This window comes from Actinoplanes oblitus, from assembly GCF_030252345.1.
Classification (GTDB): Bacteria; Actinomycetota; Actinomycetes; order Mycobacteriales; family Micromonosporaceae; genus Actinoplanes; species Actinoplanes oblitus.
Genome location: NZ_CP126980.1, coordinates 2,788,807 through 2,807,056, shown reverse-complemented (window position 1 = coordinate 2,807,056; position 18,250 = coordinate 2,788,807). Strand labels below are relative to the sequence as shown.

14 protein-coding genes are annotated in these 18,250 nt (G+C 72.5%); 8 read left to right on the top strand and 6 right to left on the bottom strand.

The window, feature by feature from the left end; all coding sequences use genetic code 11:
• Positions 1–30: 30 nt before the first annotated feature.
• From Actob_RS12590 to Actob_RS12575, 4 genes are all read right to left on the bottom strand, one after another.
• On the bottom strand, positions 31–909 hold the full coding sequence (locus Actob_RS12590) for an LLM class flavin-dependent oxidoreductase (protein WP_284920327.1): 879 nt from the start codon (positions 907–909) through the stop codon (positions 31–33).
• Positions 906–1,994 carry an LLM class flavin-dependent oxidoreductase gene (locus Actob_RS12585; RefSeq protein ID WP_284920326.1) on the bottom strand — a complete coding sequence of 363 codons (1,089 nt, stop codon included), beginning with the start codon at positions 1,992–1,994 and terminating at the stop codon, positions 906–908. Before Actob_RS12585 ends, Actob_RS12590 begins: the two co-directional genes overlap by 4 nt.
• Positions 1,995–1,996: 2 nt before the next feature.
• Positions 1,997–3,271: an NtaA/DmoA family FMN-dependent monooxygenase gene (locus tag Actob_RS12580; protein ID WP_284920324.1), complete on the bottom strand. Its 1,275-nt coding sequence runs from the start codon at positions 3,269–3,271 to the stop codon at positions 1,997–1,999.
• A 117-nt stretch (positions 3,272–3,388) separates the two neighbouring features.
• On the bottom strand, positions 3,389–4,057 hold the full coding sequence (locus Actob_RS12575; protein ID WP_284920323.1) for a hypothetical protein: 669 nt from the start codon (positions 4,055–4,057) through the stop codon (positions 3,389–3,391).
• Between the two features lie 96 nt (positions 4,058–4,153).
• On the opposite strand from Actob_RS12575, the gene Actob_RS12570 reads away from it, so the two are divergent.
• Positions 4,154–5,977, top strand: a complete 1,824-nt coding sequence (locus Actob_RS12570; protein ID WP_328518428.1) for a sulfatase-like hydrolase/transferase — start codon at positions 4,154–4,156, stop codon at positions 5,975–5,977.
• A gap of 710 nt (positions 5,978–6,687) precedes the next feature.
• Here Actob_RS12570 and Actob_RS12565 read toward each other — a convergent pair.
• Positions 6,688–8,559, bottom strand: coding sequence for a propionyl-CoA synthetase (locus Actob_RS12565; RefSeq protein WP_284920322.1), 1,872 nt, complete (start codon positions 8,557–8,559; stop codon positions 6,688–6,690).
• 740 nt (positions 8,560–9,299) lie between these two features.
• Between Actob_RS12565 and Actob_RS12560 the strand changes: the two genes are divergently transcribed.
• The 4 genes from Actob_RS12560 to Actob_RS12545 all read left to right on the top strand — a co-directional run bounded on the left by Actob_RS12560 (position 9,300) and on the right by Actob_RS12545 (position 12,938).
• The gene (locus Actob_RS12560) at positions 9,300–10,580 is read left to right on the top strand and encodes a sensor histidine kinase (protein WP_284920321.1); all 1,281 of its coding nucleotides are present in this window, start codon (positions 9,300–9,302) and stop codon (positions 10,578–10,580) included.
• On the top strand, positions 10,577–11,242 hold the full coding sequence (locus Actob_RS12555) for a response regulator (protein WP_284920320.1): 666 nt from the start codon (positions 10,577–10,579) through the stop codon (positions 11,240–11,242). Before Actob_RS12560 ends, Actob_RS12555 begins: the two co-directional genes overlap by 4 nt.
• Before the next feature lie 67 nt (positions 11,243–11,309).
• The gene (locus tag Actob_RS12550) at positions 11,310–12,794 is read left to right on the top strand and encodes a hypothetical protein (RefSeq protein WP_284920318.1); all 1,485 of its coding nucleotides are present in this window, start codon (positions 11,310–11,312) and stop codon (positions 12,792–12,794) included.
• Positions 12,795–12,803: 9 nt separating this feature from the next.
• A complete protein-coding gene (locus Actob_RS12545; protein ID WP_284920317.1) occupies positions 12,804–12,938 on the top strand; it encodes a hypothetical protein in 135 nt (44 codons plus the stop codon).
• Between the two features lie 10 nt (positions 12,939–12,948).
• On the opposite strand, the gene Actob_RS12540 is transcribed toward Actob_RS12545, so the two are convergent.
• The gene (locus Actob_RS12540; protein ID WP_284920315.1) at positions 12,949–13,578 is read right to left on the bottom strand and encodes a TetR/AcrR family transcriptional regulator; all 630 of its coding nucleotides are present in this window, start codon (positions 13,576–13,578) and stop codon (positions 12,949–12,951) included.
• A gap of 140 nt (positions 13,579–13,718) precedes the next feature.
• Between Actob_RS12540 and Actob_RS12535 the strand changes: the two genes are divergently transcribed.
• From Actob_RS12535 to Actob_RS12525, 3 genes are read left to right on the top strand one after another with little or no spacing between them, the layout of a single operon-like run.
• Complete coding sequence (locus Actob_RS12535) at positions 13,719–14,891, top strand: acyl-CoA dehydrogenase family protein (RefSeq protein ID WP_284920313.1); 1,173 nt, start codon at positions 13,719–13,721, stop codon at positions 14,889–14,891.
• The gene (locus tag Actob_RS12530) at positions 14,881–16,110 is read left to right on the top strand and encodes an acetyl-CoA C-acetyltransferase (protein WP_284920312.1); all 1,230 of its coding nucleotides are present in this window, start codon (positions 14,881–14,883) and stop codon (positions 16,108–16,110) included. The genes Actob_RS12535 and Actob_RS12530 overlap by 11 nt, the downstream gene beginning before the upstream one ends.
• A gap of 41 nt (positions 16,111–16,151) precedes the next feature.
• Positions 16,152–18,137, top strand: coding sequence for a 3-hydroxyacyl-CoA dehydrogenase NAD-binding domain-containing protein (locus tag Actob_RS12525; protein ID WP_407653702.1), 1,986 nt, complete (start codon positions 16,152–16,154; stop codon positions 18,135–18,137).
• Positions 18,138–18,250 lie beyond the last annotated feature (113 nt).

Here is an 18,250-nt window from a genome sequence, read left to right as displayed (position 1 = left end):
CGGCGGCCGGAAGCCGGGGCGGACCGATCGCTAGCCCGCGGTCCGGTAGCGGTTGACGGCGACCGGCAGGCCGAGCCGGTCGCGCAGCGTGCCGGCCCCGGACGGCCGGAACAGGCCCCGCCAGCGCAGCTCCGGCACCAGCTCGCGGATCACCGTGAGCAGGTCGCCGCGCAACCGCACCCCGTCCACCCCGCGCTGCGCGGCGGCCAGGATCCGGACCATGGCGTCCCGATGCCGGCCCGCACGGACCGTCAGGTCCGCGAAAACCTTCCGGCCGGCTCGCGCCTCGGCCCGCTCGGCGGGAACGAACAGCACATCGGCCGCCGCGTCCGGCGCCTCGCCCTCGGCCACCGCCAGCACCGGCCGGCCCTGCGGCGGGCGCGGCACCGTCGACGGCCCCTTCACCGAGAAGTACCGGCCGGCGAAGTCGACGTGGTGCAGCCGGTCCCGGTCGATGAACCGGCCGGTGGCGACGTCCTTGATGATCGCGTCGTCCTGCCAGCTGTCCCAGAGCCGCCGGACCACCTCGACCACGTCGGCGGCCTCGGCGAACAGCTCGTCGCGGTCCAGCGGCGCCCGCCGCCCGAGCAGCGCCGCCTCGGCCGGGTCGGCCGACACCCGCACCTGCCAGCCGGCCCGGCCGTGGCTGACGTGGTCGAGCGTGGCCAGCGCGGTGGACAGGTGAAACGGCTCGGTGTGCGTGGTGGTGGCGACCGGGACCAGCCCGACGTGCCGGGTCAGCGGCGCGACCCGGGCCGCGGTGAGCACCGCGTCCGGTCCGTACCGGCCGAAGTCGTCGTCGAAGGTGAGCAGGTCGATCCGGGCGTCGTCGGCGTGCCGCACCGCCTGGATCCAGTCCCGGGCCGCGAACGAGTCGCCGTCCAGGGCCACCGCCAGCAGGATCGTCATCGCAGCGAGCCCCATTCCTTGGCGAGCAGTTCGAACGAGCGGACCCGGTCGGTGTGCCGGTGGGTGATCGTGGTGATCAGCAGCTCGTCGGCGCCGGTCACCCTGCGCAGGGTCCGCAGCCGCTCGGCGACGGTGGCCGGCGAGCCGACGAACTGGGTGTCCACCCGGTCGGCGACCAGGGGCCGGTCGGCGTCGGTCCACTCGTGGGCGAGCGCCTGCTCGATGCTCGGGAACGGGATCGCGCCCCGGCCGGTGCGGATGCTGTGCACCCACAGGGCGTAGGGCAGCGCCAGCCGCCGGGCCGTCTCGTCGTCCTCGGCGACCACCACGTCGGCCGAGACCATCAGGTACGTCCCGCCGGCCGACCGGAACGCCGCCACGGCGTCGAGCACCGTGGCCGGCGCCACGTGGTAGTTCGCGACGAACGGCAGGCCCCGTGCCCCCGCCGTGCGCGCGCTCTCCCCACCACTGCTGCCCAGCAACCAGAGCCGCAGGTCGGCGCCGGCCCCCGGTACCGCCGTCACCTCGTTGCCCCTGCCGTCCCGGTACGGCCCGGCCAGCAGCGTCTCGATCTGGTCGAGGACCTCGCCGAGCGGCGGCGACTCCGCGCCCGGCTGCTGGAGCAGCCGGGCGGCCAGGGCGCTGCGCTCGGAGGCGAGGATCGGCGCCCAGGAGAAGTGCCGCGGGATGAGCAGCCCGTCGACCTCCCGCTCGCCGGCCGTCGCCACCTCGGCCCGCTCGGATCGGGCCTGGCCGGATCGGCCGAGCCCCAGGTCGAACCGCCCCGGATACAACGCGTCCAGCAGCCCGAACTGCTCCACGATGGACAACGCCGTCTGATGTCCGGTCTGCACCGCCCCGGAGCCGAGCCGGATGCGCTCGGTGACCGCGGCGATCTGGCCGAGCAGCAGCGCCGGCTGCGCCGACGCCACACCGGGCGTGAAGTGGTGCTCGGCCACCCAGTAGCGGTGGTAGCCGAACTGTTCGGCCCGCCGGGCCAGGTCCAGGGTGCGCCGCAGGGCGTCACCGGTGTCGCCGCCCGCGACCAGCGGCGCGAGATCGAGAACAGAGAGCGGTACGCCCATGGTCAGTCCCCACCGAGGCCGAGGTGGCCCCGCAACGTCGTGGTCGTGTAGGCGGTACGCAGCACGCCCCGCTCCTGCAGCAGTGGCACCACCCGGTCGACGAAGTCGTCCAGGCCGGTCGGGGTCAGGTGCGGTACCAGGATGAAGCCGTCACAGGCGTCGCTCTGCACGTACTCGTTCAGCTCGGCGGCGACCCGATCCGGGGTGCCGATGAAGTTCTGCCGGCCGGTCACCTCGATGATCAGGTCCCGGATCGACAGCCGCTTCGCCTCCGCCAGGGCCCGCCACTCGGCGGCGGTCCGCAGCCGGTCCGGGTACATCCCGGCCCGGCCCTTGCTGATCGTGTCGTCCTCGTCGAGCAGCGGGTCGATCTCCGGGAGCGGGCCGTCCGGGTCGTAGCCGGACAGGTCCCGGTTCCACAGCTGCTCCAGCAGCAGGATCGCGGTCTGCGGGCTGACCTGCTGGCGCCGGATGTGGTGGGCCCGCTCCTGCGCGTCGGCGTCGGTGTCGCCGAGGACGTAGGACACCCCCGGGATGATCTTGAGCTGGTGCTCCGCACGCCCGTAACGGACCAGCCGGTCCTTGACGTCGCGGTAGAACCGCCGCGCGTCGGTGAGCCGATGGTGCCGGGAGAAGACCGCGTCGGCGTAGCGGGCGGCCGTCTCCCGGCCCTCCGCCGAGTCACCGGCCTGAATGATCACCGGGTGGCCCTGCGGGCTGCGCGGCGCCCCGAACCGCCCCCGGATGCCGAACTGCGAGCTGCTGACCGCGAAGTCCCCGCCGTCCGCGTCCCACAGCGTGCGGGCCGCCTCGATGAACTCGCCGGCCCGGCGGTACCGGTCGGCGTGGTCGAGGAAGCCGCCGCGCCGGAAGTTCTCGCCGAAGAACGCGCCGTGCGAGGTCACCACGTTCCACGCGGCCCGGCCGCCGGAGAGGTGATCGAGGGTGGCCAGCTGGCGGGCCAGCTCGTACGGCTCGTGGAAGGTGGCGTTCAGCGTCCCGGCCAGCCCGAGGTGCTCGGTGACCGCGGCCAGCGCGGCGAGCACGGTCAGCGTGTCCGGCCGGCCGACCACGTCCAGGTCGTGGATCCGGCCGCGCTGCTCGCGCAGCCGCAGCCCCTCCGCCAGGAAGAAGAAGTCGAATCTGCCCCGCTCGGCGGTCCGGGCCAGATGCTCGAACGACGCGAACGCGATCTGACTGCCCGCGGCCGGGTCGCTCCACACCGTCGTGTTGTTCACCCCGGGGAAGTGCGCGGCCAGGATGATCTGCTTCGGCACGGTCGGCCTCCCTCCTGCCCTCTTTTCCTATCGGCTCGATAGGTATTTGGCAAGGGGTCGAGCGACCCGGTTCCGGTCCGTGGGTGCCCGAGGCGCCGCTGCTGTTCTCCGCCGCGATCAGGAACGGTCGAAGCGGATGTAGCCGGGCGGCAGCACCTTCATTGCCACCGCAATCCCGGCGGGGAACAGCAACAGCACCATCGTGGCCAGCCAGACCGGTGTCGCGCGGCCGTCGTGCGTCAGCAGCACGCCGAGCAGGATCGACGCCAGGATCAGCCCGGAACCGGTCAGGGCATAGAAACGCCGGGAGTACCAGCGGGGCGCGGGCTCACGCGTATCGGTCAGCCCCGGGTTGGCGGCGCGCCAGCGCTCGACCACGTCGGCCGGAACGTGGTTGAGCCGCAACCCACCACCCCGCTGCGGGCACGGCATCTGCGGCAGCACCCCGGGGCCGGGCTGCAGCCAGACCGCCAGCATCGAGACACCGACCGAGGCGAACCGGAGCGCATCCCAGCCCCGGGGCGCCCAGAACAGCAGCACCATCAGTCCGGCCAGGCCGAGCCACTGGACGGCCGCGACGTACGGCTGGATCCGGATCCGCCAGCGGGCCCGCCGGGCCGCCCGCGGGCTCATCGGCAGGCGCAGTGCCGGAGTACGCCGCCCCCACCGATCCAGCGGCCAGTCCACCCACTCCGGATCCGCGGCGCCGGTGTCCAGCGCCACGGGCGGAATGTCCAGATCACCGACCCGCTCGGCGGGAATGACGAGAGTCGTCCGGTCTGTCAACCTGCTCACCCCTGTGCTGACCTGCTAAAACGATCAACACCGTACGGGACGGTCACGATGTTGAACCATCCGCGCCGGGCATGCGTTCCCTCAGACGTGCCACAAACTGACCTCGCCGACGAGCAGAGCCCGGAACCGGAGATCACGGAGGTCTCGGACGAGCAGAGCCCGACCCCGGAGATCACGGAGGGCACCACCGACGCCCCGGACACCGGGATCACCGAGAACACCGCGGACCCGGCGGCCGAGCGGCTCGACGCTCCCGGACCGAAGCAGCCCGGCCGCGTACGAAGATTTCTCCGGCACCGCTGGATCAGCCGCGGCCTCACCGTGCTGGCCTGCCTGATCGTCTTCGCCGCCCTGCTCTATCCGAACGTGCTCAAGCGCCTCACCCCGGGCAGCTTCACCCGGATCCCGGTCGAGGCGGCGATCGGCATCGCCGTCCTGATCGCGCTCCCCCGCCGCCCCCGGCGGGTCACCGCCGCGCTCGGCGGCGTCGTGCTCGGCTGGGTGGTCCTGGAGAAGTGCCTGGACATGGGCTTCTTCCAGGTGTTGAACCGGCCGTTCGACCCGGTGCTGGACTGGGTGCTCTTCGACGACGCCTACGACTTCGTGCACGAGTCCTACGGACCGGCCGGCGCGTTCGGCGCGGTCGCCGCGATCGTCCTGCTGGTCACCGTGGTGCTCGGCATCACCACCTGGGCGACGCTGCGGGTCACCACCCTGCTCGGCGAGGACCGGCGCAAGTCCGCGTTCACCGCCGGCGGCATCGCGACCGCCTGGGCGCTGTCCCTGGCGTTCGGCATCCCCACCGTGCTGCCGCACGTCCCGCTCGCCGCGCGCACCACGCTCAGCTACGCGTGGGACCGCGCCAGCCAGGCCCGCGACGGCATCAGGAACGAGGCCGCGTTCGCCCGCGAGGTCAAGGTCGACGCCTTCCAGAACGTCCCGCCGACCCAGCTCCTCACCGGCCTGACCGGCAAGGACGTCATGCTCACCTTCGTCGAGAGCTACGGCCGCAACGCCGTCGAGGCACCCAACCTGGCCCCCGGCGTCGACCCGGTCCTGCAGGCCGGCACCGCCAAGCTCAAGGCGGCCGGCTTCACCTCCCGCAGCGGCTGGCTCACCTCACCCACCTTCGGCGGCGGCAGCTGGCTGGCCCACTCCACCACCATGTCCGGCCTGTGGATCAACAACCAGAGCCGGTACCGCAACCTGACCGCCAGCACCCGGCTCACCCTGCCCAGCCTGTTCCGGTCGGCCGGCTGGGACACCGTCAGCGTCATGCCCGGCGCCACCCGGGCCTGGCCGGAGGGCAACTTCTACGGCTTCAACCGGGTCTGGGACTCCCGCAACCTCGGTTACACCGGCCCCAAGTTCAGCTGGGCGCCGATGCCCGACCAGTACACGCTCAAGAAGTTCTCCGAGGTGGAGTACACCAAGGCCGGCCGCAAGCCGCTCTTCGTCGAGATGCCGCTGGTCTCCAGCCACACCCCGTGGGCGCCGATCCCCGAGTTCCTCGACTGGGACCAGGTCGGCGACGGCTCCGTCTACAACGGCATCGTCGCCAACCAGCCGACGAAGGCCGAGATCTGGACCGCCTCCGCCAAGGTCCGCAAGGAGTACGGCAAGTCGATCCAGTACACGGTCACCACCCTCGTCGACTGGATCACCAAGTACGGCAACGACAACCTGGTCATGGTCTTCCTCGGCGACCACCAGCCGTCCCCGGTGGTGACCGGCGACAACGCCAGCCACGACGTGCCCATCACGATCGTCGCGAAGGATCCGGCGGTCATCGACCGGATCGCGTCGTGGAACTGGACCGACGGCATCAAACCGGCCACCGACGCCCCGGTCTGGCCGATGAACACCTTCCGCGACCGATTCCTGACCGCCATGAGCGAAGGCTCCCACTGACCATCCCCCGAAGCCGGCGACCAACTTTTGAGCGAAGCCGGCGACCATCTCTTGAGCGAAGGCGGTGACCATCCGCTGGGCGAAGGCTCCCGGTGACCCATCAAGATCAAATGCTTGATGACTCGGATTCGCGCTGATCACCGATCGTCGCTCCCGCCAGGGACCCTTGCGGGCTGAGCTGGCCGCTGCGCGTCCAGGACGCTCAGCCCGCAAGGGCGACGCCCGTGGGTGGCCACGACCGCCAAACCCAACACCTCAACCCCGCCCCCGACCGGTGCTCACCACCCGCCGGCCCCAAGCACCTCAGCCCGCGCCCCGGCCGGTACTCACGACCCGCCGACCCCCGAGCACCTCAGCCCCGCCCCCCGGCTGGTGCTCACCACCCGCCGATCTCCCACCACCTCACCGTGCGCCCCACTGGTGCCAGGACCGCCAACCCCCGCTGTCCGGGCCGTCGGCCACCACCCGGCCGGCACGCAAGCTGGCCAGCACCGCGAGCCGGTCCGCAACTCACCCCCGCAGCCCAGCTCCCGCCAAGCACCGCACCCCGCGGCTGGTGCTCACGGTGGTCTCCGCGCACCGGAAACCACCGTGAGCACCAGCCCGGCAGGGCGAGCGCACCGCCTCGCCGGGACAGACGGAACTCGCACCGTGTCGGCGGGACGGACGGGACCCGCGCCGCGTCGGCGGGACGGACGGGGCCGGCTCGGTCAGGGGTGGAGGACGGGGCGTAGGGCGTCGAGGACCGCCGGATCCTCGATCGTGGACGGGACCGGGGCATCGCCCGTGTCGGCGATCCCGCGCATGGTGCCTCGGAGGATCTTGCCGGACCGGGTCTTGGGGAGTGCGGCGACCACGTCGACGCGGCGCAGCGCGGCGACCGGGCCGATCTGGTCACGGACCCGGGCGATCAGTTCGGCCGCCACGCCGTTCGCCTCGGCGCCGGCCTTGAGCACCACGAACGCCCGGGGCGCCTGACCCTTCAGCTCGTCGTGCACGCCGATCACCGCGCACTCGGCGACCGCCGGATGCCCGGCCAGCACCTCCTCCATCGCACCGGTGGACAGGCGGTGCCCGGCCACGTTGATCACGTCGTCGGTGCGGCCCAGCACGTACAGGTAGCCGTCCTCGTCGAAGCGCCCGCCGTCGCCGGTCAGATAGTTGCCCTGGAACGCGGTGAGGTACGACCGCACGTACCGCTCGTCGTCCTGCCACAGCGTCGGTAGGCAACCGGGCGGCAGCGGCAGACCGATGACGATCGCCCCCTCAGCGCCCGGCGGCAGATCATTACCGGACTCGTCGACGACCCGCACGCGGTAACCGGGCATCGGCAGCGAGGGCGAGCCCGGCTTGGTCGGCAACTCCTCGATCCCCCGTGGACTCGCCGCGATCGGCCAGCCGGTCTCGGTCTGCCACCAGTTGTCGATCACCGGCACGCCGAGCAGGTCACCCGCCCACCGGTAGGTCTGCGGGTCCAGCCGCTCCCCGGCGAGGAAGAGCAGGCGCAGGGCGCTCAGGTCGTACCCGAAGAGGTGTTTGCCCTCCGGATCCTCCTTGCGGATCGCGCGCAGTGCTGTCGGCGCGGTGAACATGCTGGTCACCCGGTGTTGCGCGGCCACCCGCCAGAACGCCCCGGCGTCCGGGGTGCCGACCGGCTTGCCCTCGTAGAGGATCGTGGTCGCGCCGGTCAGCAGCGGCGCGTACACGATGTACGAGTGCCCGACCACCCATCCGACGTCGGACGCCGCCCAGAACACCTCGCCTGGGCGTACCCCGAAGATGTGCTCCATCGACCAGCGCAGCGCGACAGCGTGCCCGCCGTTGTCCCGGACCACGCCCTTCGGCCGGCCGGTCGTCCCCGACGTGTACAAAATGTACAGCGGGTCGGTCGCTCGCACCGCCACGCACTCCGCCGGTTCCACATCGGCGACCGCTTCCGCCCAGGTCAGGTCGCGCTCGCCGAGCATCCCGAGGGGTTGCTCGGGGCGTTGCAGGATCACGCAGCGGTCCGGCCGGTGCGCCGCCTGCCGCAGCGCCGCGTCCAGCATCGGCTGGTACGGCACCACCCGGCCGCCCTCCACCCCGCACGAGGTCGCGACGATCACTTTCGGCCTGGCGTCGTCGATGCGGGCCGCCAGTTCCCGCGCCCCGAACCCGCCGAAGACCACCGAGTGCACCGCGCCGAGCCGGGCGCAGGCCAGCATGGCGATCACCGTCTCCGGCACCATCGCCATGTAGATCACCACGCGGTCCCCGCGCCCCACCCCGAGCCGCCGCAGCGCCCCGGCGAACACCGCCACCTCGTCGCGCAGCCGCCGATACGAGTACGTCCTGGTCACCCCGGTCACCGGACTGTCGTAGACCAGCGCGGCCCGCTCGCCGTGCCCCTCCTCGACGTGCCGGTCCAGCGCGTTGTAGCAGGTGTTCAGCTCCGCGTCGGGAAACCACCGGAAGATCGGCGCCTCACTGTCGTCGAGGATCCGCGTCGGCGCGACGTGCCAGGAGATCGCGGCCGCGGCCTCCCGCCAGAAGCCGTCGGGGTCGCTGATGCTGCGCTGGTAGGTCTGCCGGTAGTCAGCCATGATCTGACGCTGCCGCCGCCGTCTCCGCTTGTCCACCCCCGTTCACTCCCCGGAAGTTCCGGCACATCCGCTAGCGCATCCTAGGAGGCTAGGCGAATCCCCCTCGCCGCCGTGCCCTGGTTGAGCGCCGCCGGAGTTCCACCCCCGCCCCACCCTCGCGGCTGGCCGTGAGGGTGGTGTCCGAGCCCGGGAAACCACCCTCCTTGCCAGCCGCAGGCGCGCGGCTGGCACTCACGGTGGTCTCCCACGGGCCCAGACCACCACCACGACCAGCCACCACCGCCAGCTGGCACCCACGGTGGCCTCCCACGGGCTGAGTCCTGGTCTCGCCACCCCTGGCACCACCACAACCAGCCGCGAACCGACGGCTGGCACCCACGGTGGTCTCAACACCCCGGACACCACCACCACAACCAGCCGCGAACCGACGGCTGGCACCCACGGTGGTCTCAACACCCCGGACACCACCACCACGACCAGCCGCGAACCGACGGCTGGCACCCACAGTGGTGTCGCAAGCCCGGACACCACCACCACGACCAGCCACGGCCACACGGCTGGCACTCAGGGTGGTCTCGGACGGACTGAGACCACCGCCACGACCAGCCACCACCGCGGGCTGGCACTCACGGTGGTCTCGCGCGGGCTGAGACCACCGCTACGACCAGCCCACGGCCGCTTGGCTGGAGGTCACGATGGTGGGGCGGCGACTGCGGGGTGGGCGCCGCTAGGGTCGGGGGATGGGGGACCGTTACGAGGCACGGTTGCTGCCGAAGTGGCGGCGGGCGCTGCTGGTGCTCGCCGCGGTGCTGGTCTCCCCCGCGCTCTGGCTGGTGACCACCGAGGCGCTGCCGCCGGTCGCCGGGCGCGGCCTAGCGGTCGGGCTGGCCGTGGCACAGGTGGTGGCGCTGCGCCGGCTGGCCCACGTGATGGGCGAGCACGACGGTGATCAGGACCAGGCGCCGCGCCAGCTGGCCCACGTGACCGGCGAGCACGACGATGGTCAGGACCGGACGCTGCGCCGGCTGGCCCACGTGACGGGCGAGCACGACGGTGATCAGGACCGGACGCCGCGCCGGCTGGTGATCGCGCTGATCCTGGTGACCGGTGCGGCCCTGCAACTGGTGGTGCCCTCGCTCGGGCCGGGACTGGTCTTCGTGGTGCTGTGCACCTACGCGTGGGCGCGGCCGGCCGGCGAGAGCCTGTGGGCGCTGGCCGGTACCGTCCTCGCGGTGTGCGGCCCGGCCGCGGCGCAGCAACGGTGGGCGGCGGCCGGGATGTGGCTGGCCGCTTCGCTGCTGGCCTGGAGCTGGGGCGCGCTGGGCCGGGCCCGTGCCGCCCGGCGGGAGGCGGAACGGCGGCAGGCGGTGCTGGAGGAGCGTGGCCGGATCGCCCGGGAGTTGCATGACGTGCTGTCCCACACGGTGTCGGTGATGGTGGTGCAGGCCGCGGCCGCCGACGACGTCTTCGAGATCAACCCGGGGCAGGCCCGGGACGCGATCCGGCGCACCGAGACGGCCGGGCGCGAGGCCCTCGCCGAGTTGCGGTCCTTCCTGCGTGTCGTGCGGGACGGCGACCAGGGCGGTGCGCCGGACGAGCCACCGCTGCCGGCGCTCGGGGATGTCGGGCGGCTCGCCGAGACGATGACCGGGGCCGGGCTGACGGTGACGCTGCGCCGGGAGGGTGCGGCCGAGCCGCCGGCCGGGGTGCAGTTGTGCGCCTACCGGATCGTGCAGGAGGCGCTGACCAATACACTCCGGCACTCCGGCGCCGGACGGGCCGAGGTGCTGGTCCGGGTCACCGACGCGGAGGTGGAGCTCGAAGTGCGCGACGACGGTCACGGCGGCACCGGTGACGGGGCCGGCAACGGTATCCGGGGCATGCGGGAGCGAGCCGCCACGGTCGGCGGCGAGCTGACCGCCGGACCGGGCCCGGACGGCGGCTTCCTGGTCCGGGCGCGGCTGCCCTGGCAGGGCGCCACGCGGCGCCGGACCCGGCAGTCCGGACCGGGCGCGGCGTGAGCATCCGGGTGCTGATCGTCGACGACCAGGCGCTGGTCCGGGTCGGGTTCCGGATGATCATCGAGGCGCGCGAGGACCTCGAGGTGGTGGGTGAGGCGGGCGACGGCGAGCAGGCGCTCCGGCTCGCGGCGCAGACCCGGCCGGACGTCGTACTGATGGATGTCCGGATGCCCGGGATGGACGGCCTGACCGCGACCGCGCGGCTGACCGCCGGCGTGCCGGCGCCCCGCGTGATCATGCTGACCACCTACGACCTGGACGAGTCGCTGTACTCCGCGCTGCGCGCCGGGGCCAGCGGCTTCCTGCTCAAGGACGTCCGCCCGGGCGACCTGGCCGAGGCGATCCGGGTGGTGGCCCGCGGCGAGGCGCTGCTGGCCCCGACCGCGACCCGCCGGCTGCTCGACCACTTCGTCGCCGCCGACCTGCGCCCGCCCGGCGCCGACGCCCGCCTGGACCGGCTCACCGGCCGGGAGCGCGAGGTCCTGGAGCTGCTCGCCCGCGGCGCGTCGAACGCCGAGATCGCCACCCGGATGACGGTCACCGAGGCCACGGTGAAGACCCATGTCTCGGCCGTCCTGCGCAAGCTGGACGTCCGCGACCGGGTGCAGGCGGTGGTCCTGGCCTACGATCTCGGCGTGGTCCGGCCGCGGCCCTCATCCTGAAGTCGTAGGCGGGAGACCCGTCCCCGGCCGGAGGATCGGGCCGGCCGGAATTCCTAGCGTTTCCGGTATGACCCCGACGACCCGCACCGCGGCGACCAGAGCCGTTGTCACACTGGTCATCGCGAACCTCGCCGTCAGCCTGCTGTTCGCCGTGCTGACCCTGGCCGGCCACGACACCGTGCTGGCCTACCAGCAGCGGCACCACCCGGGCGCCGACCCGGCCGCCCTGGCCCGGACCCTGTGGTCCCGCCCGGTCACCGTCTTCTGCGTCGCCCTGCTCTACGTCCGGATCGTCCGGCAGCTGCGGGCCGGCACCGCGCGGGCGCTGCGCCGGGTCCGGATCGTCGCGCTGCTCGGGCTGGGCGGGCTCGGCTGGCTGCTGGTCAGCGCGGAGTACCCGGCGTGGCTGCGGGTGGTCGAGGCGGTGCAGGTGCTGCTGCTGGCCGCGCTGGCGGTCACCACGAACCTGCGGACCGTGCGGTCCGCCTTCGACGCCGCGGCCCCGGCCGACCCGCGCCCGCGCCACCGCGGAGCCGCCTGGACCCTGGTGCTGCTCGCGCCGGTGGTCGCCGAGCTCTCGCTGGGGCTCATGCCGCTGCGGGTGGCTTACGTGTTCTTGCTCTTCGTGCCGCTGTACGGCGCCGGGGCACTGCTGATCCGGGAGACCGTCCGCCGCTTCGGCGGCGGGTTCCCCAGTCTGCTGCTGCTCGGTGTCGCCTACGGCCTGGTCGAGGAGGGTCTGGTGCTGCAGGGGCTGACCAGCCCGCACCTCTACGGCGCGGCCGACTGGGCACCCCGGCTGGTCGGCCTGAACACCGCCTACGCCGAGCTGAACCTGGTCTACCACCCGGTCTTCAGCATCACCATCCCGATCGTCCTGGTGGAGTTGCTCTTCCCCGGGCACGGGCACCGGCCCTACCTGCGCCGCGGCGGTCTGATCACCACCGGCGTGGTCGCGGCGCTCGGCGCGCTGCTGCTGCGGGTCGGCATCCCGCCGGTGGAGGACCCGGGCTACACCCTCGCGCCGGTCGCGGCCGCGGTCATCGTCACTGTCGCGCTGCTGGTGACGGCCGCCGCTTTTACCGTACGCGACAAGCACCTCCGCCCCGCGAACCCGCCGCGTGCCCTGCCCGCCCCGGCCACGACCGGGCTCGCGGCCGGGGCCGCCGCCCTCGCCTTCCTCGCGCTGATCTTCCCCTTCGCCGGCGCGGACCAGCCGTTCTTCACCCACGGTGCCTGGTCCCTGGTGCCGATGGCGGCGGCCGCCCTGCTGGTCCTCGGCACCGGTGTCACGCTGCGCCGCTGGCACGCCCACCCCGCCTGGACGCCGGTGCACCTGCTCGCCGCGGCGATCGGCGCGACCGCCGGCCACACCGTCTTCGGGCTGATCGGCAACGCCGACTCGTGGACCGACCGGCTGTTCCTGGCCGTGCTCGCGGCACTCACGGTGCTCGCCGGCCGATGGATCACTGGCCGGCTGCGCGCCCGCGGCGGGAGCGCCGAGGTCGTACCGGAAACGGGTGTGACCGCCGCGGTGGATGCCTGCCACTGATTGCCGACAGTGGGGCCGGATCGGTCGGCCGCACGACATCGCGGCCGGCTCTTCCTGGTCCCGGCCCGGTGGACCGGGCAGGGCCGTCCCCTGGTCGTCCCCTACGACGACGAGGTCCGGATCCGGCTCGTCCCGGCGCGCTGACCGGTCCGAGCTAGCCGGTGGCCTGCGGGAAGACCTTCTCGACCATGGCGAGCAGGGTGGTGGTGAGCAGGGTGTGCACCTGGTCGCGGGTCAGCGCGCCACGCTGCAGCCACTCCCGGGCGGTGTAGGTGCACATGCCGACGTAGGCCCGGGCCATGCCGCGCAGGGCCTCGCCGGAGCGTGCGGTGACGCCGACAGCGGCCAGGACGCTGTCCGCCGCGACGTCGATGGCTTCGGCGATGACCTGGTCGACGTCGGTGTCGCCGGCCATCCCACCGGCGGTGATCGCGGCCAGCCAGGACGTGCTGTGCCGGGAGACCACGTCGAGGAACCACGTGACGATGGCGTCCACCCGTTCCGGCGGATCGCCGCTCGGCAGGCGCTCCAGGGCCACCTCGGGGACCGTCAGCATCACCCGGACGACCTCCAGGTAGAGCTCCTTCTTCGTCCCGAAGTAGTGGTTGACCAGGCCGCGGGCCACGCCGGCGTCCCGGGCCACGTCGGTGGTGGAGACCTCCGCGTACGGGCGTTCGCCGAACAGCCGCACCGCCACCGACATGATCTGCTCGCGCCGGGCGTCCGGCTCCAGCCGCCGGCGGCGGTGCGCGGCCGGGGCCGGTGGGCTGGCTGGTGACGACACAGCGGTGACCTTACGGCACGTCGATTCATCGGATTCCGAGATCGGTGTTCCGTCGATGTTTTCAGCGCCGGGTCAGATGGATGACGCCAATTCATCACAGTCTTGTTGACACAGCGCCAATAGTGATCGAGGGTGTATCGATGCCAACACCCGGACTGGAGGGCTACGCCGAGCCGTGGCGCAAGCCGGAACACGACGACCTGGCCGAGATGGTCCGGTCCTTCTTCCTCAACGAGGTGGTGCCGCACGCCGCCCGCCTCGAACAGCAGGGTCATCCCGACCGCGCGCACTACCTGCGAGCCGGCGAGCTGGGCCTGCTCGGCCTCTCGGTGCCGGAGCAGTACGGCGGCGGGGGCGGTGACTTCACCCACGAGGCGGTGCTGCTGCACGAGCAGACGCTCGCCGGCGAGGGCAGCCTCGGCCTGGCCGTGCACAGCGGCATCGTGACCGGCTATCTGGCCGCCTACGGCACCGAGGAGCAGAAGCGGCGCTGGCTGCCCCGGCTGTGCGGCGGCGAGCTGATCGGCGCCATCGCGATGACCGAGCCGGACGGCGGCTCGGATCTGCAGGCGATCCGGACCCGTGCGGTCCGCGACGGCGACGACTACCTGGTGAGCGGCTCCAAGACCTTCATCACCAACGGGTATTTGGCGGACCTATTGGTCCTGGCCGTGAAGACCGATCAGTCCGCCAAGGCGCACGGTATGTCGTTGCTGGTCTGCGAGCTGGACGAGGACGCACCCGGCTTCCGGCGGGGCCGCAACCTGGAGAAGATCGGGCTGCACGCGAACGACACCGCGGAGCTGTTCTTCGACGACTTCCGGGTGCCGGCCGCCGACGTGCTGGGCGGGCCGGAGGCCGAGAACACCGGCTTCTACCAGCTGATGCGGCAGCTGCCGCAGGAGCGCCTGGTGATCGGCGTGGGAGCGGTCGCCGCCATGCAGCGGGCCCTCGCGCTGGCCACCGCGTACGCGAAGGAACGCACCGCCTTCGGCAAACCGCTGGTCGGCCACCAGAACACCCGCATGGTGCTCGCCGAGTGCGCCACCCGCACGCGCGCGTCACGAGTTTTCCTGGACGACTGCATCGTCCGGCACCAGCGCGGTGAACTGGACGTGGCGACCGCCGCGATGGCCAAGCTCTACCTGACCGAGGGCCAGTGCGAGGTCGTCGACCGCTGCCTGCAGATCTTCGGCGGCTACGGCTACACCACCGAGTACCCGATCGCCCGGATGTACGCCGACGCCCGGGTCCAGAAGATCTACGGCGGCACCAACGAGATCATGAAGGAGCTGATCGCCCGTGCCCTCTGAGGCTTATATCTACGACGCGGTACGCACCCCGCGCGGGCGCGGCAAGGAGAACGGAGCGCTGCACGGCACCAAGCCGATCAGCCTGGTCACGGGACTGATCGACGCCGTACGGGAAAGGAATCCCGGTCTCGACCCGCAGCGGGTCGAAGACGTCGTGCTGGGCATCGTCACGCCGATCGGTGAGCAGGGCGGCGATCTGGCCCGCGCCGCCGCGCTGGTGGCCGGCCTGCCGGACACCACCGGCGGGGTGCAGCTCAACCGGTTCTGCGCGTCCGGCCTGGAGGCGGTCAACCAGGCCGCGTCCCGGATCCGTTCCGGGTGGGAACACCTGATCCTGGCCGGCGGCGTCGAGTCGATGTCGCGCAACCCGATGGGCTCGGACGGCGGCGCCTGGTTCCTCGACCCGGAGACCGCGCTGGCCACCAGCTTCGTGCCGCAGGGGATCAGCGCCGACCTGATCGCCACCCTGGAGGGCTTCACCCGCGACGACGTCGACGGCTACGCGATCCAGTCGCAGGAGCGGGCCGCCAAGGCGATCGCCGGTGGCGCGTTCACCCGCTCGATAGTGCCGGTCCGCGACCCGAACGGCCTGGACGTCCTCACCGTCGACGAGCATCCGCGGCCGGACACCACCCGGGCCGGGCTGGGCAAGCTGCGGCCGTCCTTCGCCGGGATCGGCGAGCAGGCCGGGTTCGACGCGGTGGCGCTGCAGAAGTACCACTGGCTGGAGGCGATCGACCACGTCCACCACGCCGGCAACTCGTCCGGGATCGTGGACGGCGCGGCGCTGGTCATGATCGGCTCGGCCGACGCCGGACGCGAGCTCGGCCTGACGCCCCGGGCGCGGATCGTCGGGGCCGCGGTGAGCGGCGCCGACCCGACGCTGATGCTGACCGGGCCGACCCCCGCGACGGAGAAGGCGCTTTCCACGGCCGGCCTCACCACCGCGGACATCGACCTGTTCGAGATCAACGAGGCGTTCGCCGCGGTGGTCCTCAAATACATCCGCGACCTCGGCCTCGACCCGGAGAAGGTGAACGTCAACGGCGGCGCGATCGCCCTCGGCCACCCGCTCGGCGCGACCGGCGCGATGCTGGTCGGCACCGTGGTCGACGAACTGGAGCGGCGCGACCTGCACCGGGCCGTGGTCACCCTCTGCATCGGCGGCGGCATGGGCGTCGCGACAGTCATCGAGCGCGTTACGGAGTTCGCCAAGTGATCTCTTTCGAGAAGGACGACGCCGGGATCGTCACGCTGACGATGGATGACCCGGACCAATCGGCCAACACGATGAATGCCACCTACGTGGCCGCGATGTCCGCCGCCCTGGACCGCCTGGAGGCCGAGAAGGACCAGGTCACCGGCGTGATCGTGGCGAGCGCCAAGAACACCTTCTTCGCCGGCGGGGACCTGCCGACGATGAGCAAGGCCCGGCCGGAGGACGCGCCGGCGCTGTTCGAGCTGCTCGGCACGATCAAGCGGGACCTGCGCCGGCTGGAGACGTACGGCCGGCCGGTGGTAGCGGCGATCAACGGCGCCGCGCTCGGTGGCGGCTTCGAGATCGCGCTGGCCTGCCACCACCGGATCGCGCTGGACGCGCCCGGCACCCGGCTCGGCTTCCCGGAGGTGACGCTCGGGCTGCTGCCCGGCGCCGGTGGCGTCACCCGGACCGTGCGGATGCTGGGCATCGCCCCGGCCCTGATGACCTGGCTGCTCACCGGCAAGCGGTTCAAGCCGGCCGCCGCCCGGGAGGCCGGGATGATCGACGAGGTGGTCTCCGCCCCGGCGGAGCTGATCACCCGGGCGAAGGAGTGGATCGCCGCCAACCCGGACGCGGCCCAGCCCTGGGACCGGCCCGGCTACCGGATCCCCGGCGGCTCGCCGTCGACCCCGAAGCTCGCCGTACAGCTGCCGGCCTTCCCGGCCACGCTGCGCAAGCAGCTCAAGGGCAACCGGATGCCGGCGCCCGAGGCGATCCTGGAGACCGCCGTCGAGGGCGCTCAGGTCGACATCGAGACCGCGTTCGTCATCGAGACCCGCAAGCTGATCACGCTGCTCACCGGCCGGATCGCGAAGAACATGATCGGCGCGTTCTTCTTCGACATGAAGGCGGTCAACGGCGGCGCGGCCCGGCCGGCGGTCTCCGTCCCGCCGGCCACCAAGGTCGCGGTGCTCGGCGCCGGGATGATGGGCGCCGGCATCGCCTACGCCTGTGCCCGGGCCGGCCTGGAGGTCGTGGTCAAGGACGTCTCACCCGAGGCGGCCCGGCGTGCCGTGGCCGACGGCGACCCGGCGGTGCTGGCCCGGATCACGCCGACCGCCGACGTCGAGGACCTGCGCGGCTGCGACGTGGTGATCGAGGCGGTCTTCGAGGATCCGGCGCTGAAGAAGCAGGTGTTCGCCGAGGTGGCCCCGGTGCTCGCGCCCGGCGCGCTGCTCGCCTCGAACACCTCCACGCTGCCGATCACCGGCCTGGCCCAGGGCGTCGACCGACCGGCCGATTTCATCGGCATGCACTTCTTCTCCCCGGTCGGCAAGATGCCGCTGCTGGAGATCGTGGTCGGCAAGCAGACCAGCGACGAGGCGATCGCCCGGGCGTTCGACCTGGGCCGCACGATCGGCAAGACGCCGATCGTGGTCAACGACGGCCGCGGCTTCTTCACCAGCCGGGTGATCGGCCAGTTCATCAACGAGGCGGTCACCATGGTCGCCGAGGGGGTGCCGGCCGCCTCGGTCGAGCAGGCCGCGCTGCAGGCCGGCTACCCGACCGGTCCGCTGGCGCTGGCCGACGAGGTGACGCTCACGCTGATGGCGAAGATCCACAAGGCGTACCTGGCGGCCGGCGTGAACGCCGGCTACGACAAGGCGCACGCGCTGGTCGCGACGATGCTGGAGACCCACGACCGGCCCGGCAGGTCGTCAGGTCGCGGTTTCTACGCGTACGAGAACGGCCGCCGCACCCGGCTCTGGGACGGCCTCGCCGAACTGGCCACCGACGAGGGTCGTGCGGTGCCCTTCGCCGACCTGCAGGAGCGGCTGCTGTTCAGCGAGGCGCTGGACGCGCTGCGCTGCCGGGCCGAGGGGGTGCTGCGGACCGACGCGGACGGCAACATCGGCTCGATCCTCGGGATCGGCTTCCCGCCGTGGACCGGTGGGGTGCTGCGGTACGTGGAGCAGCACGCCGACTTCAAGGGGCGGGCGGCGGAGCTGGCGGCTCGCTACGGGGAGCGGTTCGCGCCGGCTTAGGGGTCATGATCACGCCGAGTCGCCCAGGCCCCCGCCCTCCCTGGGGGGCACCCCTGCAGCCAGTCTGACAGCGGGCCGGGCGACTCGGCGGGCACCCTGTGGACATCGCCCCG

Bases quoted from the DNA above. Each gene is read 5' to 3' on its own strand.
- Actob_RS12590 (WP_284920327.1), bottom strand. From the start codon at position 909: ATGACGATCCTGCTGGCGGTGGCCCTGGACGGCGACTCGTTCGCGGCC.
- Actob_RS12585 (WP_284920326.1), bottom strand. From the start codon at position 1,994: ATGGGCGTACCGCTCTCTGTTCTCGATCTCGCGCCGCTGGTCGCGGGC.
- Actob_RS12565 (WP_284920322.1), bottom strand. From the start codon at position 8,559: ATGGCTGACTACCGGCAGACCTACCAGCGCAGCATCAGCGACCCCGAC.
- Actob_RS12560 (WP_284920321.1), top strand. From the start codon at position 9,300: ATGGGGGACCGTTACGAGGCACGGTTGCTGCCGAAGTGGCGGCGGGCG.
- Actob_RS12550 (WP_284920318.1), top strand. From the start codon at position 11,310: ATGACCCCGACGACCCGCACCGCGGCGACCAGAGCCGTTGTCACACTG.
- Actob_RS12535 (WP_284920313.1), top strand. From the start codon at position 13,719: ATGCCAACACCCGGACTGGAGGGCTACGCCGAGCCGTGGCGCAAGCCG.
- Actob_RS12525 (WP_407653702.1), top strand. From the start codon at position 16,152: ATGGATGACCCGGACCAATCGGCCAACACGATGAATGCCACCTACGTG.